Source organism: Alcaligenes phenolicus, from assembly GCF_032063905.1.
Lineage (GTDB): Bacteria > Pseudomonadota > Gammaproteobacteria > Burkholderiales > Burkholderiaceae_B > Alcaligenes > Alcaligenes phenolicus.
The window spans coordinates 276790-291512 of the sequence record NZ_DAMBOE010000001.1; the positions used below are offsets into that span (position 1 = coordinate 276790).

The 14723-nt window shown below is 55.8% G+C and carries 13 protein-coding genes; 12 read left to right on the plus strand and 1 reads right to left on the minus strand.

Annotated features, from left to right (window positions below; all coding sequences use genetic code 11):
• Positions 1 to 12 precede the first annotated feature (12 nt).
• From nuoE to U2949_RS01295, 11 genes are read left to right on the plus strand one after another with little or no spacing between them, the layout of a single operon-like run.
• Positions 13 to 507, plus strand: a complete 495-nt coding sequence (nuoE, locus tag U2949_RS01245) for an NADH-quinone oxidoreductase subunit NuoE (RefSeq protein WP_026483139.1) — start codon at positions 13 to 15, stop codon at positions 505 to 507.
• Positions 504 to 1871 carry an NADH-quinone oxidoreductase subunit NuoF gene (nuoF, locus tag U2949_RS01250; RefSeq protein WP_009456684.1) on the plus strand — a complete coding sequence of 456 codons (1368 nt, stop codon included), beginning with the start codon at positions 504 to 506 and terminating at the stop codon, positions 1869 to 1871. Before nuoE ends, nuoF begins: the two co-directional genes overlap by 4 nt.
• Before the next feature lie 14 nt (positions 1872 to 1885).
• A complete protein-coding gene (gene nuoG, locus U2949_RS01255; protein WP_257722812.1) occupies positions 1886 to 4216 on the plus strand; it encodes an NADH-quinone oxidoreductase subunit NuoG in 2331 nt (776 codons plus the stop codon).
• A gap of 1 nt (position 4217) precedes the next feature.
• Positions 4218 to 5291 (plus strand): NADH-quinone oxidoreductase subunit NuoH, encoded by a 1074-nt coding sequence (gene nuoH, locus U2949_RS01260; protein ID WP_060186470.1) that lies wholly within the window; start codon positions 4218 to 4220, stop codon positions 5289 to 5291.
• A 17-nt stretch (positions 5292 to 5308) separates the two neighbouring features.
• Positions 5309 to 5797: an NADH-quinone oxidoreductase subunit NuoI gene (gene nuoI / locus U2949_RS01265; RefSeq protein WP_003801051.1), complete on the plus strand. Its 489-nt coding sequence runs from the start codon at positions 5309 to 5311 to the stop codon at positions 5795 to 5797.
• An 18-nt stretch (positions 5798 to 5815) separates the two neighbouring features.
• The gene (locus U2949_RS01270; protein WP_009456678.1) at positions 5816 to 6457 is read left to right on the plus strand and encodes an NADH-quinone oxidoreductase subunit J; all 642 of its coding nucleotides are present in this window, start codon (positions 5816 to 5818) and stop codon (positions 6455 to 6457) included.
• Between the two features lie 2 nt (positions 6458 to 6459).
• Positions 6460 to 6768 (plus strand): NADH-quinone oxidoreductase subunit NuoK, encoded by a 309-nt coding sequence (gene nuoK / locus U2949_RS01275; protein ID WP_026483136.1) that lies wholly within the window; start codon positions 6460 to 6462, stop codon positions 6766 to 6768.
• Positions 6769 to 6783: 15 nt separating this feature from the next.
• Positions 6784 to 8796: an NADH-quinone oxidoreductase subunit L gene (gene nuoL / locus U2949_RS01280; RefSeq protein WP_026483135.1), complete on the plus strand. Its 2013-nt coding sequence runs from the start codon at positions 6784 to 6786 to the stop codon at positions 8794 to 8796.
• 4 nt (positions 8797 to 8800) lie between these two features.
• Positions 8801 to 10288, plus strand: a complete 1488-nt coding sequence (locus U2949_RS01285; RefSeq protein WP_026483134.1) for an NADH-quinone oxidoreductase subunit M — start codon at positions 8801 to 8803, stop codon at positions 10286 to 10288.
• 11 nt (positions 10289 to 10299) lie between these two features.
• A complete protein-coding gene (nuoN, locus tag U2949_RS01290) occupies positions 10300 to 11778 on the plus strand; it encodes an NADH-quinone oxidoreductase subunit NuoN (protein ID WP_321285721.1) in 1479 nt (492 codons plus the stop codon).
• Positions 11779 to 11790: 12 nt separating this feature from the next.
• Positions 11791 to 12324 carry a DUF2818 family protein gene (locus U2949_RS01295; RefSeq protein ID WP_321285723.1) on the plus strand — a complete coding sequence of 178 codons (534 nt, stop codon included), beginning with the start codon at positions 11791 to 11793 and terminating at the stop codon, positions 12322 to 12324.
• A 131-nt stretch (positions 12325 to 12455) separates the two neighbouring features.
• Here the strand turns inward: U2949_RS01295 and U2949_RS01300 are convergent, their stop codons facing one another.
• Positions 12456 to 13571: an NAD(P)H-dependent flavin oxidoreductase gene (locus U2949_RS01300; RefSeq protein WP_321285725.1), complete on the minus strand. Its 1116-nt coding sequence runs from the start codon at positions 13569 to 13571 to the stop codon at positions 12456 to 12458.
• A 171-nt stretch (positions 13572 to 13742) separates the two neighbouring features.
• Here U2949_RS01300 and serB point away from each other — a divergent pair, with 171 nt between their 5' ends.
• Positions 13743 to 14594 carry a phosphoserine phosphatase SerB gene (gene serB / locus U2949_RS01305; protein WP_321285727.1) on the plus strand — a complete coding sequence of 284 codons (852 nt, stop codon included), beginning with the start codon at positions 13743 to 13745 and terminating at the stop codon, positions 14592 to 14594.
• Positions 14595 to 14723: the final 129 nt, after the last annotated feature.

Here is a 14723-nt window from a genome sequence, read left to right on the forward strand (position 1 = left end):
CGGAACCGAATTATGTTGCTTTCCGAAAAAGCCTACCAACAGATAGATAAGGAACTGAGCAAGTTCCCGGCAGATCAACGTCGCTCTGCCATCATGGCCTCCCTGGCCATTGCCCAGCAGGAAAAAGGCTGGGTATCGCCAGAAATTATCGAGGATGTGGCTCAATACATTGGCGTGGAGCCTATCGCTGTGCAGGAGGTTGCGACCTTCTACAACATGTTCCACACCAAGCCCGTTGGCCGCGTCACCATTTCCGTTTGCACCAACTTGCCCTGTGCGCTGCGTGATGGCGTCAAGGCTGGCGAGTACCTGAAAGAGAAACTGGGTATCGAATACGGTGAAACCACGGCGGACGGCCAGTTCTCCCTGATCATGGGAGAGTGCATGGGTTCATGTGGTGATTCGCCCGTCATGCTGCTGAACAATCAGCACATGTGCGTGCGCATGGAAGCCGAGCGCATTGATGCCATGCTCGAAGAATTGAAGACACACGGAGAATCGGCATGATTGCACCGGACATTCTGCGCAAGTTCGCACAGGGATTGGAACCTAACCCTGGTGGCGACCTGTCGCGCAGCATGATTTTTCATGATCGTCATATTCAGCCACAGATTCTGGCTGGTTTGAACGGCGACAACTGGGGCCTGGAAGAGTACGTCAAGCGTGGTGGCTATGAAGCTCTGCGTAAAGTACTGACCACCGGCATGAAGCCCGAAGACGTGATTGCTGAAGTCAAGACTTCGGCCTTGCGCGGTCGTGGTGGTGCAGGTTTTCCTTCGGGTTTGAAGTGGAGCTTCATGCCCCGCAGCTTGCCCGGTCAAAAGTACCTGGTATGTAACTCCGACGAGGGCGAACCCGGCACTTTCAAAGACCGCGATATCCTGCGTTTCAACCCGCACATCGTGATCGAGGGCATGGCCATTGCAGCCTACGCCATGGGTATTACCGTGGGCTACAACTACATCCACGGTGAAGTGTTCGAAATCTATCAGCGTTTTGAAGAAGCGCTGGAACAGGCCCGTGCGGCTGGCTTCCTGGGCGACAAGATCCTGGGTTCGGATTTCAGCTTCCAGCTGCATGCGTTCCACGGTTACGGTGCCTATATCTGCGGTGAAGAAACTGCGCTGCTGGAGTCCCTGGAAGGCAAGAAGGGCCAGCCTCGCTTCAAACCACCATTCCCGGCCAGTTTTGGTCTGTACGGCAAGCCGACGACCATCAACAACACCGAAACCTTCGCGGCTGTACCCTGGATTTTGCGCAACAGCGGTCAGGAATACCTGGAAGTAGGTATCCCCAATGCGGGCGGTACCAAGATCTTCTCCATTACTGGCGACGTGGAGCGTCCCGGTAACTACGAAGTGCCTCTGGGTACACCATTTGCCACCTTGCTGGAATTGGCAGGCGGCATGCGCGACGGTCGCAAACTGAAAGCTGTGATCCCTGGTGGTTCCAGCTCGCCCGTTTTGCCCGCTGACATCATCATGGCGACCAACCTGGACTATGACTCCATTGCCAAGGCTGGTTCCATGCTGGGTTCGGGCGCTGTCATCGTGATGGACGAGACTCGTTGCATGGTCAAGTCCCTGCTGCGCCTGTCCTATTTTTACTATCACGAAAGCTGCGGCCAGTGCACGCCGTGCCGGGAAGGCACAGGCTGGCTGTGGCGCATGGTGCATCGTATCGAGAACGGTCAAGGTCGCCCAGAAGATCTGGACATGCTCGATGACATCGCACAGAACATCATGGGTCGCACCATTTGCGCCCTGGGTGATGCTGCTGCCATGCCGGTGCGCAGTTTCGTTAAGCATTTCCGCGACGAGTTCGCACACCACATCGAGCATAAAGGCTGTGTGGTGCCTCAATATTTGTAGGCCAGGACAACGTAATGGTAGAACTCACCATCGATGGCATTAAAGTTGACGCCCCGGAAGGCAGCATGGTCATTCAGGCTGCCCATGACGCCGGGGTCTACGTGCCGCACTTCTGTTATCACAAAAAACTGAGTATTGCCGCCAACTGCCGCATGTGTTTGGTGGACGTGGAAAAAGCGCCCAAGCCTTTGCCTGCTTGCGCCACTCCCGTCACCAACGGCATGGTTGTGCGTACTCGTTCGGAAAAAGCCATTGCCGCTCAAAAAAGCGTCATGGAATTCCTGCTGATCAACCACCCCCTGGATTGTCCCGTGTGCGACCAGGGCGGTGAGTGTCAGTTGCAAGATCTGGCCGTGGGTTACGGTGGCTCCGAGTCGCGCTACAAGGAAGAAAAGCGCGTTGTGGCCGCCAAATCCATGGGCCCACTGATCTCGACCGAAGCCATGCAGCGCTGCATTCACTGCACCCGCTGTGTGCGTACTGGCGAAGAAATCGCCGGCGTTCAAGAGGTTGGTATGCTCAACCGCGGCGAGCACGCCGAAATCACCACCTTTGTGGGTCGCGCAGTCGAGTCCGAATTGTCGGGCAACATGATTGACGTTTGCCCCGTAGGTGCCTTGCTGTCCAAACCCTTCCGCTTCAATGCCCGTACCTGGGAATTGGCCCGTCGTCGCAGCGTTAGCCCGCACGACAGCGTGGGTGCCAACCTGGTGCTGCAAGCCAAGATGGACAAGGTGCTGCGTGTTGTTCCTTTCGAGAACGACGAAGTCAACGAGTGCTGGATCAGCGACCGTGATCGTTTCTCCTACGAAGGCCTGTACACCGAAGATCGTCTGACTCGCCCCATGGTGCGCGGTGATGACGGTCAGTGGCGCGAAGCCTCCTGGAACGACGCCATGCAAACCATCGTTGCCGGCATGAACGCCGTGCGCGAGAAGTTTGGTGCAGATCAGTTGGGCTGTATTGGTTCGGCTACCTCCACGACCGAAGAACTGGCTTTGCTGGCTCGTCTGGGTCGTGCTCTGGGTACCGAAAACGTGGACTTCCGTCTGCGTCAGACCGATGCCCGTCTGGATGGTGCTCTGGCCGGTGTGCCTTGGTTGGGTATGCCTCTTACCGCCTTGAACGAGCTTGATCGCGTTCTGGTCGTGGGCTCCTTCCTGCGTAAAGATCACCCCTTGATGGCCCAGCGTCTGCGTCAGGCCGTCAAACGTGGTGCTCAAGTTTCCTTTATTGATTCGGCTGCCGATAATCCATTGTTCAATGCGATTGCTGGCCGCATGACGGTGGCTCCCAGCCAGTTGGCCAACTCCCTGGCTCAAGTGCTGGTTGCCGTTGCCAAAGCCAAAGACAGCGCAGTTCCTGCGGGTCTGGAAGGCGTGCAAGCTTCTGCTGAAGCTCAGCAGATTGCTGACAGCCTGGTTTCCGGCGAACGCGTGGCTATCTTGCTGGGCAATATGGCTGTCAACTCGGATCAGGCTAGCGTAATTGCTGCCAACGCCAATGCTATTGCACAGGCTAGCGGTGCCAAGCTGGGCTTCCTGACTGCCGGTGGTAACACCGTGGGTGGCTATTTGGCTAACGCCGTGCCGGGCAAGGGCGGTTTGACCGCTGAGCAAATGCTGGCTCAAACCCTGCGTGCTTACCTGGTTTTGAATGTTGAGCCAGCACTGGACAGCGATCTGGGCGAACGTGCAGTAGAAACACTGAAGTCTGCCACCTTCTCGGTCGCGCTGACTTCCTATCGTTCCGCTGCCGAGCAGTGGGCCGATGTGATGCTGCCCGTGTCTCCTTTCACTGAAACCTCCGGCACCTTCGTGAACGCCGAAGGCCGTGTACAAAGCTTCAAGGGAGCTGCTGCTCCTGTTGGCGATACACGTCCGGCCTGGAAGGTTCTGCGCGTTCTGGGCAATCTGTTCCAGCTGGATGGTTTCGACGATGAAACCTCCGAATCGGTTCGTGACTCTGTCATGGCTGCCGGTGTGGAATCGCGTCTGTCCAACCAGATCAATCTGGCTGCCAGTGTTCTGCCTGCAGCAAGCGGTCTGGAGCGTGTGGCAGATGTGCCTATCTACCGTAGCGATGCGCTGGTGCGCCGTTCGGCTCCCTTGCAGGAAACACCTGCTTCGGCAGCACCTACGGCTCGCATGGCCGCTGCCACGCTGGCCCAACTGGGTCTGGCTGACGGCGATCTGGTAAAGGTTCGTTCTTCGCAAGGCGAAGTCAGCCTGCCAGCTCAGCTGGATGACACCGTGGCATTGAACTCGGTGCGTGTTGCCACCGCTTTTTCTGAAACAGCCGCTTTGGGTAGCGCATTCGGTCAATTGACAGTGGAGCGTGCATAACATGGAATTTCTCTCTGCCATCAATAGCTACGGCACGGACCTGCTGGGTCCGACCGCATGGTATGTGGTGTGGACGCTGCTGAAGGTTGTTGCCATCGCTGTGCCCGTCATTCTGTGTGTGGCCTACCTGACTTACTGGGAACGCAAGATGATCGGCTTCATGCACGTTCGTCTGGGACCAACCCGTGTTGGTTACCGTGGCTTGCTGCAGCCTTTCGCTGACGTTTTCAAACTGCTGACCAAAGAGCTGATCGTTCCAGCGAAGTCCAACAAGGTCCTGTACCTGTTGGCTCCGGTTGTGACGCTGATGCCTGCTCTGGCTGCATGGGCTGTGATTCCTTTCAGCCCCGATGTGGTTCTGTCCGACGTTAACGCCGGTCTGCTGTACATTCTGGCGATTACTTCGCTGGGTGTGTACGGTGTGATCGTGGCCGGTTGGGCTTCCAACTCCAAGTACGCCTTGCTGGGTGGTCTGCGTGCAGCCGCTCAGGTGCTGTCCTACGAACTGGCCATCGGTTTCGTGCTGATTACCGTGTTGCTGGTTTCCGGCACGCTGAATCTGTCGGGCATCGTGCTTGGTCAGACTCAGGGTTACTTTGCGGACAAGGGCTTGAACTTCCTGTCCTGGAACTGGCTGCCACTGCTGCCACTGTTCGTGATCTACGTGATTTCCGCCGTTGCTGAAACCAACCGTCACCCGTTTGACGTGGTGGAAGGCGAATCGGAAATTGTGGCCGGTCCCATGGTGGAGTACTCCGGTACCGGTTTCGCTCTGTTCTTCCTGGGCGAATACGCCAACATGATTTTCCTGTCGGCTCTGGCGTCCATCATGTTCTTGGGTGGCTGGACTCCTATTGTCGAGTTCGCTCCATTTACCTGGATTCCGGGGTGGCTGTGGCTGGGTCTGAAGACCTTTGTCGTGGTCTCCATGTTCATCTGGTTCCGTGCAACGTTCCCACGTTACCGCTATGACCAGATCATGCGTTTGGGCTGGAAAGTATTTATCCCGCTGACCGGTGTTTGGCTGGTTATTGTGGCGATCTGGATGCAGACGCCCTGGAACATCTGGCATTAAGGCTAAGGGGCAAGATTATGGAAGCAATCAAAGATTTCTTTGGCAGCCTGATGCTGTCCGAGATGCTCAAAGGCATGCGCCTGACGGGGAAGTATTTCTTCAAGCGCAAGGTAACCCTGCGTTATCCCGTTGAAACTACGCCCGCTTCGCCACGTTTTCGCGGCCTGCACGCTTTGCGTCGCTACGAAAACGGCGAAGAGCGTTGCATCGCGTGCAAACTGTGCGAGGCCGTATGTCCCGCCATGGCTATCTCGATCGAATCGGCAGAGCGTGAGGACGGCACCCGTCGTACCACGCGTTATGACATCGATCTGGCCAAGTGTATTTTCTGTGGTTTCTGTGAAGAAAGCTGCCCGGTCGATTCGATCGTGGAAACGCATATTCACGAGTACCACGGTGAAAAACGCGGCGATTTGTACTACACCAAGGACATGCTGCTGGCTATCGGTGACCGCTACGAAGACGAGATCGCTCGTCGTCGTGCCGCAGATGCACCTTATCGCTAAGGCCGGAGCTCTACACTCATGTTATTTACTACTGTTCTGTTTTATGTGCTGGCGCTGGTGATGGTGGTGGCCGCGTATCGCGTGATCGCTGCTAAAAACCCGGTTACAGCCGTATTGCATTTGATTCTGGTGTTCTTCACGGCCGCCATGATGTGGATCACGATGGGCGCCGAGTTCCTGGGCCTCTTGCTGGTGGTGGTCTATGTGGGCGCCGTGATGGTGATGTTCCTGTTCGTCATCATGATGCTGGACGTTCGTCAGGAATCCGCTGCCAAGAAATTCAAGGCTCACGTGCCTATGGGGCTGTTGATCGGCGCCATCATGGTTCTGGAAATGGGCTTTGTGCTGACCAAACTGTGGTTCACAACGGCACCTGCTGCCGCGGTGGCTGCGGACTACAACAACACCCGTGTTATTGGCGAGTTGATGTACTCCCAGTACGTGCTGGCGGTGTTGCTCGGTGGCATTGTGCTGCTGGTTGGCATGATCTCGGCCATTGCACTGACTTTGCGTAAACGTGAAGGTGTCAAACGCACCGTCTCCAGCGAACAAGTCAAGGTTCGTTCGCAAGACCGTCTGCGCATGGTTTCCATTCCTTCTCAAACCGAAAAGCCGTCGGCGTCCAGTTCGGCTGACGCTGTCGTGCCAGGAGACAAATGATGATGACGCTGACGCTTGCGCACTATTTGGTCCTGGGCGCTGTGCTGTTCACGATCGGCCTGTTCGGCTTTTTCCTGAACCGTCGCAACCTGATTATCTTGCTCATGTCTGTTGAGCTGATTCTTTTGTCGGCCAACATGAACTTTGTGGCCTTCTCCACCTGGATGGGCAACGAGGCAGGTCAGGTGTTTGTCTTTTTCGTCCTGACGGTCGCTGCGGCCGAGGCGGCCATTGGTCTTGCAATTCTGGTTCTGTTGTTCCGTAACCTTAATTCGATCAATGTCCAGGATCTCGACCAGCTCAAGGGTTGATGGGATAGCACACTAATGAACTCCATAAATCTTTACTTAACGATTGCGCTTGCTCCCCTGGTGGGTTCGGCGCTAGCCGGTTTGTTCGGTACCGGCTTTCTGGGTCGATTTATCGGCAAGACAGGCGCTCACCTGATTACGATCGCGGGCGTGCTGATTTCCTTTATCGGCTCGGTCATGGTCATGTTGCAGGTTCTGGAAGGTCAGACCTTCAACGGTCCGGTCTACACCTGGATCACCATTGGCAGCATTCAGTGGGATATCGGTTTCCTGATCGACAAGCTGACTGCTCTGATGATGGTGGTGGTGACGTCCGTGTCGCTGATGGTGCATATCTACACCATTGGCTACATGAAAGATGATCCGGGCTACCAGCGCTTTTTCTCCTACATCTCGTTGTTTACCTTCTCGATGCTGATGCTGGTCATGTCCAACAACATGCTGCAGCTGTTCTTCGGTTGGGAAGCGGTGGGTCTGGTGTCTTACCTGCTGATCGGTTTCTGGTACGAGCGCAAGACTGCAATTTTTGCCAACATGAAGGCCTTCCTGGTCAACCGTGTGGGTGACTTCGGTTTTGCTCTGGGTATTGGCTTGCTCTACGCCTACACCGGCTCCATGAACTACAGCGACGTGTTCGCCAAGGTTCAGGAACTGAGCACCATGACATTCCCCGGTACCGACTGGCAATTGCTGACCGTTGCTGCTCTGGCCCTGTTTGTGGGTGCCATGGGTAAATCGGCTCAGGTTCCTTTGCACAGCTGGCTGCCTGACTCCATGGAAGGTCCTACTCCTATCTCGGCGCTGATTCACGCCGCGACCATGGTGACGGCCGGTATCTTCATGGTGGCTCGTTTCTCGCCTGTGTTTGAACAGTCGACAACCGCGCTGTCCTTCATCATCGTGATCGGTGCAACGGGTGCCTTGTTCCTGGGCTTGCTGGGTATTATCCAGAACGACGTCAAACGCGTTGTGGCTTACTCCACCTTGTCCCAGCTGGGTTACATGACGGTCGCTCTGGGTGCTTCGGCTTACTCGGCTGCCGTGTTCCACCTGATGACACACGCTTTCTTCAAAGCCTTGCTGTTCCTGGGCGCTGGTTCGGTGATTATCGGTATGCACCACGATCAGGACATCCGCAATATGGGTGGTCTGCGCAAGTACATGCCTATTACCTGGCTGACTTTCCTGATCGGTACGCTGGCTCTGGTTGGTACGCCGTTCTTCTCGGGTTTCTACTCGAAAGAGCACATCATCGAAGCCGCAGGCGAAGCCGGTATCTGGGGTTCGACCTACGCTTACTACGCCACACTGATCGGTGTGTTCGTCACCTCGCTGTACTCCTTCCGTCTGTACTTCCTGGTATTCCACGGCAAAGAGCGCTTCCGTGACGTCAAGCACGACGAGTCGCATGGTCACGACGACCATCACGCTCACGGTGGCGATCCTCACGAGTCGCCTTGGGTGGTTACGCTGCCTCTGGTTCTGCTGGCCATTCCGTCGATCTTCGCCGGTATCTGGTTCGTTGATCCGTTGCTGTTCGGTGGCTACTTTGAAGGCATTGTGACGGTTCTGCCTGACCACCCTGCAATGGCAACGCTGGCCGAGCACTGGACCGACTGGATGGCTTACGCCATACACGGTTTTGGCACACTGCCATTCTGGCTGGTTGTGGCTGGTGCTGTGGTGGCCTGGTACATGTACCTGGTTAATCCTGCTTTGCCTGCCGCTATCAAAAAGAACTGCTCTTTTATCTACCGTATCCTGGAGAACAAGTACTACGTTGACTGGTTCAACGAGCAAGTGCTGTCTCGTGGCGTTCGCTGCCTGGGTACGGGCCTCTGGAAAGGTGCTGACCGCGGTCTGATTGACGGCCTGGTGGTCAACGGTAGTGCACGCGTAGTGGGCTGGGTGGCTGCAATCAGCCGTCATATCCAGTCCGGCTATGTCTATCACTACGCCTTTGCCATGATCCTCGGGATCCTGGCGCTCTTAACCTTTTTTGTATTGGCGAGTTCGGTAAATGGCTAGCGATATGGCGTCTTCTACTCTTCCTTGGTTAACGCTGGCGATTTTCGTACCTATCGTCGCTGGCCTGTTGGTGCTGGCTCTGGGGCGTGATGATCGTCCCACCTTCACCCGCTGGCTGGCTCTGCTGGGTTCGATTGCCGGTCTTGTTGTCACTATTCCTCTGTACACGGGCTTCAATCCCGGTACAGCCGACATGCAGTTTGTCGAGCTGGCCCCCTGGATTGATGCCTTCAAGGTGAATTACCACCTTGGCGTGGACGGTATTTCCATGTGGTTTGTTCTGCTGACCGCTTTCATCACGGTGATCGTGGTGCTGGCGGGCTGGCAGGTGATCAAGAACCGCGTGGCGCAATACATGGGTGCCTTCCTGATCCTGTCGGGTCTGATGGTTGGCGTGTTTGCCGCTCTGGATGGCTTGCTGTTCTACGTGTTCTTTGAAGCCACGCTGATCCCGATGTACTTGATCATCGGTATCTGGGGTGGTCCGAACCGCGTGTATGCATCGGTCAAGTTCTTCTTGTACACCTTGCTCGGCTCGCTGTTGACCCTGATCGCATTCATCTACTTGTGGAATGTGTCCGGCGGTACCTTCGATATCCTGACCTGGCATAAAGTGCCGCTGGATTACACCACTCAGGTGCTGATCTTTGCTGCCCTGTTCATGGCTTTTGCTGTGAAAGTGCCTATGTGGCCTGTCCACACCTGGTTGCCGGATGCCCACGTGGAAGCACCTACTGGTGGTTCCGTGGTACTGGCTGCCATCATGTTGAAACTGGGTGCTTACGGTTTCCTGCGCTTTTCCCTGCCCATCGCTCCTGATGCTTCGCAAGGTCTGGCCGGAATCATCATTGCCTTGTCCCTGGTCGCGGTGATCTACATTGGTCTGGTTGCGATCGTTCAGGACGACATGAAAAAGCTGGTGGCGTACTCCTCTGTGGCTCACATGGGTTTTGTCACACTGGGCTTTTTCGTGTTCAACACCACGGGTATGGAAGGCGCGATCATGCAAATGATCTCGCACGGTTTCGTGTCCGGTGCCATGTTCCTGTGTATCGGTGTTCTGTACGACCGTTTGCACAGTCGCCAAATCGCCGATTACGGTGGTGTGGTCAAGGTGATGCCTCGTTTCGTTACCTTCTTTGTGCTGTTCTCGATGGCCAACAGCGGTTTGCCAGGCACCAGCGGCTTTATCGGTGAGTTCACCGTCATCATGGGCGCGGTGGAGTACAACTTCTGGATCGGTCTGTTGACAGCAACAGCGCTGATTACAGGCGCGTCTTACTCGCTGTGGATGCTCAAGCGCGTGGCCTTTGGCCCCGTGGGTAACGACAATGTTGCCGGCATGAGCGACCTGAGTGGCCGTGAGTTCTTCGTTCTTGGCGTAATGGCGATTGCGGTGCTGGGCATGGGTGTGTATCCCAAGCCATTTACCGAGGTCATGCACGTTTCGGTTGAAGCGTTGCTGCAACACGTCTCCATCTCGAAACTGTAGGCCGAATCACTATGGATACTACCTTTAACTTTTCTCTGGCTTTGCCCGAGATCCTGCTCCTGGTTCTGGCTTCGTGTGTGCTGATTTTTGATGCTTTCAGCAAACACAAACAGCGCCACTCGACGTTTGTTCTGAGCCTGTTGACGCTTGCCGTGGTTGCGGCCAGCGTAGCCTGGCAGTGGTCCAAGGGTGTGAGCGGTGTCTCGTTTGGTGGCCTGTTCGTCGCAGACGAGCTGGCGCACTTCCTGAAGCTGCTTTCGTGTGCTGCGGTAGCCGCTACCCTGATCTACGGTCGTGAGTACGCTGAACAGCGCGACATGATGGAACGCGGTGGTGAACTCTACACCCTGACTCTGATGGCCCTGCTGGGCCAGATGATCATGATTTCGGCCAACAGCATGTTGACCGCTTATCTGGGTGTGGAGCTGATGTCCTTTGCGCTGTACGCACTGGTTGCGCTGCGTCGTGAACACCGTCAGTCCATTGAGGCGGCTTTGAAGTACTTCGTGCTGGGTGCTTTGGCATCGGGTATCTTGCTGTACGGTATGTCCATGATTTTTGGCGCTACCGGCCACCTGGAATTCCCGCGCATCGCTGAAGTCATCTCCAACGGTCAAGCCGAGCGTCTGGCTCTGGTCTTCGGTGTGGTGTTTGTGGTTGCCGGTCTGGCTTTCAAATTGACGGCGGCTCCTTTCCACATGTGGACACCGGACGTCTATCAAGGCGCTCCTACTACCGTTACCCTGATCATCGGTGCTGCTCCTAAACTGGCTGCTTTTGCCGTAACCATGCGCTTCCTGGTTGAGGCTCTGCACGGTATTGCCGTGGACTGGCAGCCCATGTTGCTGATCATGGCTGTGCTGTCGCTGGCTCTGGGTAACCTGACGGCGATCATGCAAAAGAATCTCAAGCGTATGCTTGCGTATTCAACCATCTCGCACATGGGTTTCATTTTCCTGGGCTTGCTGGCTGGTGTGTTCAATGGCGAGACTCACTCTCAAGCCTACGGTGCTTCGCTGTTCTATGTGGTGATCTACGTTCTGACCACCCTGAGCACTTTCGGTCTGATCCTGATCCTGAGCCGTCGCGGTTTTGAATGTGAAAACATCAGCGACCTGAAGGGCCTGAACCGTCGCAACCCTGGTTTGGCCTTGATCTGGCTGCTGTCCATGTTCTCCCTGGCTGGTATTCCTCCGCTGTCCGGCTTTGCTGCCAAGCTGAGTGTTCTGCAAGCTGTGGTGGGTGCGGGCTATGTCTGGCTGGCCGTGTTTGCCGTGATCATGTCCCTGATTGGTGCTTTCTACTACCTGCGTGTCGTGAAGGTTGTTTACTTCGACGAACCCGAAGGTGAAGAGCATCCTGTGGCAACAGGCTTGCTGACCAAGCTGGTCATGCTGGTGAACGGTGTTCTGATTATCGGTCTGGGCTTGTTGCCTGGCGGTTTGATGGATACCTGCATCCGCGTGATTCAGTCGTCCTTGCAGTTTTAAGTAGGTAGCACTATGGACCAAAGCCTTTCCATCTGGGTCTTGATCGTTCTGTCCGTGATTACGGCAAACCTGCCGTTTTTCGTGGAAAAGCCCTTGCTGGTTTTGCCTTGGTCCTTGCCGGGCGAGCGTTCAGGACTCTCGCCCTGGTTGCAGCTGATTGTCGGCCTTGTGTACCTGGCCGTGCTGGCTGCACTGGGTCTGGGAATCTACACGGTGATTGCCTCCAGTTCCGGCCTGAACTCCTTGCCCGTCATGCTGGGCAAGCTGCTTTTGGGCCTGGTGTTGGTGGGGGCCATGTTTTACTTTCCGGCATGGCGCTCTCGGAATCAGAAAGTTTCCAAAGGCTTTTTTCCTCGCCTTCTGGAAGTCTGCGCGTTTTACGGGATTGTGGGTGCCTTCGGCTTTGCGTTTGAAGCCAGCATCGGTAATCCATTCAAGCAGACCTGGGTGTTCTACACCATTACCTTTGCTCTGTTTTTGGTGATGGCGTATCCCGGCTTTGTGTATCGCTATTTGATGCGCCACCCCAAGGGCAAGTTTGAATAGTGCTGACTGCATGAAAAAAACCTCGCAATTTTGCGAGGTTTTTTTTGTCCTGATTTTCTGTGTTGCGTCATCAGCGGGGGGCTTGATGCTGATGAAGGGCCGCAGACCATGTGTGCAGCCCGCAGAATCGATCAAGGCTTGTCCAGAGGTGCGTGGGTAGCGCCAGCTACGCCCAGGCGCTTGCAGACGCCCTGAGCCTCTTGGGCGAGGACCAGTGTCAGTTGCTCGGCAGGCAGGGTGCGACCCAAGGCAGCGCTTTGTCCGCTCCACAGAGAACTGAACTCGGTACGGCCTTGTTTTTCGGCTTCGATACGCAGCGGGCTGAGTGCCGAACCTGCATGGGGAAATACTGGAGCACTGGTACTTAAAGGACCGATTTCATCCATCAGGCGAGTGCGGATACTGCGAGCAGGGCGACCGGAGAACAGATTGGTCAACGCTGTACCATCCGAGCGACTATTGGACAGGGCTTCGCGATGCAGCGGAGTGATCTTGGATTCAGGACAGAACAGGTAGGCAGTGCCAATTTGCGCCGCGCTGGCACCCAGGGCCAGGGCTGCGGCAATACCGCGACCATCGGCAATGCCACCGGCCGCAATCACGGGAATGCTGACCGCATCGGCAATCTGGGGAACCAGGGACATGGTGCCTACTTGGGTATGCACCTTGTTGTCCAGGAACACGCCACGGTGACCACCGGCTTCCAGACCCTGGGCGATGATGATGTCGGCACCGTGCTCTTGCAGCCAGACTGCTTCCGCCGTCGTGGTCGCGCTGGACATGATCAGAGCACCGGCTTTTTTCACGCGCTGCACCAGTTCGGGGGAGGGCAGGCCAAAGTGGAAGCTGACCACTTCAGGTTTCAGTTCCTCGACCAGTTCAGCATGTTGGCTGGAGAAGGGCGCACGTGCCGCTTTGGGCAATTCCTGATTCGGGTCCAGGCCGTATTCCTGGTAGTAGGGCATCAAACGTAGACGCCACTCTTGCAGGGCTTCTGGCTCCAGGCGCAGATCCTCATGGCAAAAGAAGTTCAGGTTGATAGGAGCCGATACGGCTTTTCTGAACAAGCCGACTTGCTCGCGAATTTGCTCCAGGCTGAGCATGGCGCAGGCCAGCGAGCCCAGGCCGCCTGCACGAGCAACGGCAATGGCCAGCTCGCTGTCTTGGGCACCAGCCATAGGGGATTGGACGATGGGATGTTCGATGTGGAGCAGATCCAGCAAGGTATTGTTGGGCCAGATGTACATGGAGGGCGTCCTTGGTCATTTCGCGATAGCTTTTATCGTAGCAGGATGAGTTCAGGCTGAAAACTGACATTGTCGCTTGCAGGCAGGGCCGTGCCGGGGCTGCAGCAGGCTACAATAATCGTCTTTTGGCACAGTGGCTGTGCCGTATTTTCTTGCTTTGTGGACGATCTGATGTCTCATCTCATTCTTCAAGGGCCGCGCCTGGATAGCGCCATCATCGAAAAAATTGCGGCAGTGGTGCAGGCCGATGGAGTGCAGGAGCTGGGTCCTACCGCCGTGCGTCTGTTGGGTGCTGATGCTACGCAGCGCGCTGAGGTGCAGGCCCTGTGCAAGACCGGCGCGATGGATTTTGCCTTTCTGGAGCAGATTGATCGCCTGAAAGAAATGCGTGTGCTGGCAATGGACATGGATTCCACGCTGATCAATATCGAGTGTATTGACGAGATCGCCGATATGGCTGGCCGCAAGGAGCAGGTTGCCACAATTACCGAAGCGGCCATGCGCGGCGAAATCAAGGACTTCACCGAAAGTCTGAATCGCCGTGTCGCATTTCTGGAAGGTGTGCCCGTCAGCGATCTGACTCGCGTCTATGAAGAGCGCTTGCAGCCTAATCTGGGTGCGGATCGTTTGATTGCGACGGCCCATGCCCACGGGGTGAAAACCTTGCTGGTGTCGGGGGGCTTCACCTTCTTCACCGAGCGTATGAAAGACCGTTTCAGTCTGAGCTACGCCCACTCCAATACCTTGGAAGTGGTGGATGGCAAGCTGAGCGGTAAAGTGTTGGGCGCGATTGTGGATGGTCAGGCTAAAGCGCGTTTCCTGCAGGAATTGGCGGCTGAATTGGGTGCTGGTCCAGAGCAATGTATTGCGATTGGCGATGGTGCCAATGACTTGCCCATGATGTCCAAGGCCAAGTACTCGGTAGCTTATCGTGCCAAACCTGTGGTGCAGGAGCAAGCCAGCTTCGCCTTGAATCATTCACCGCTGGATGCTGTGTTGAACTGGTTCCGTTTGGACGTTTGATGTCGGCGGATTGTCAGCGTAGTCTGGCGAAAAAATGAAGGTGAGCGCCGCAAACTCAAGGCTTACCAAGAGTTGGTCTGTATATAGGCCTTCCAGCTCACCAGCGTAAATGCACAAGGCAGGAGTTTG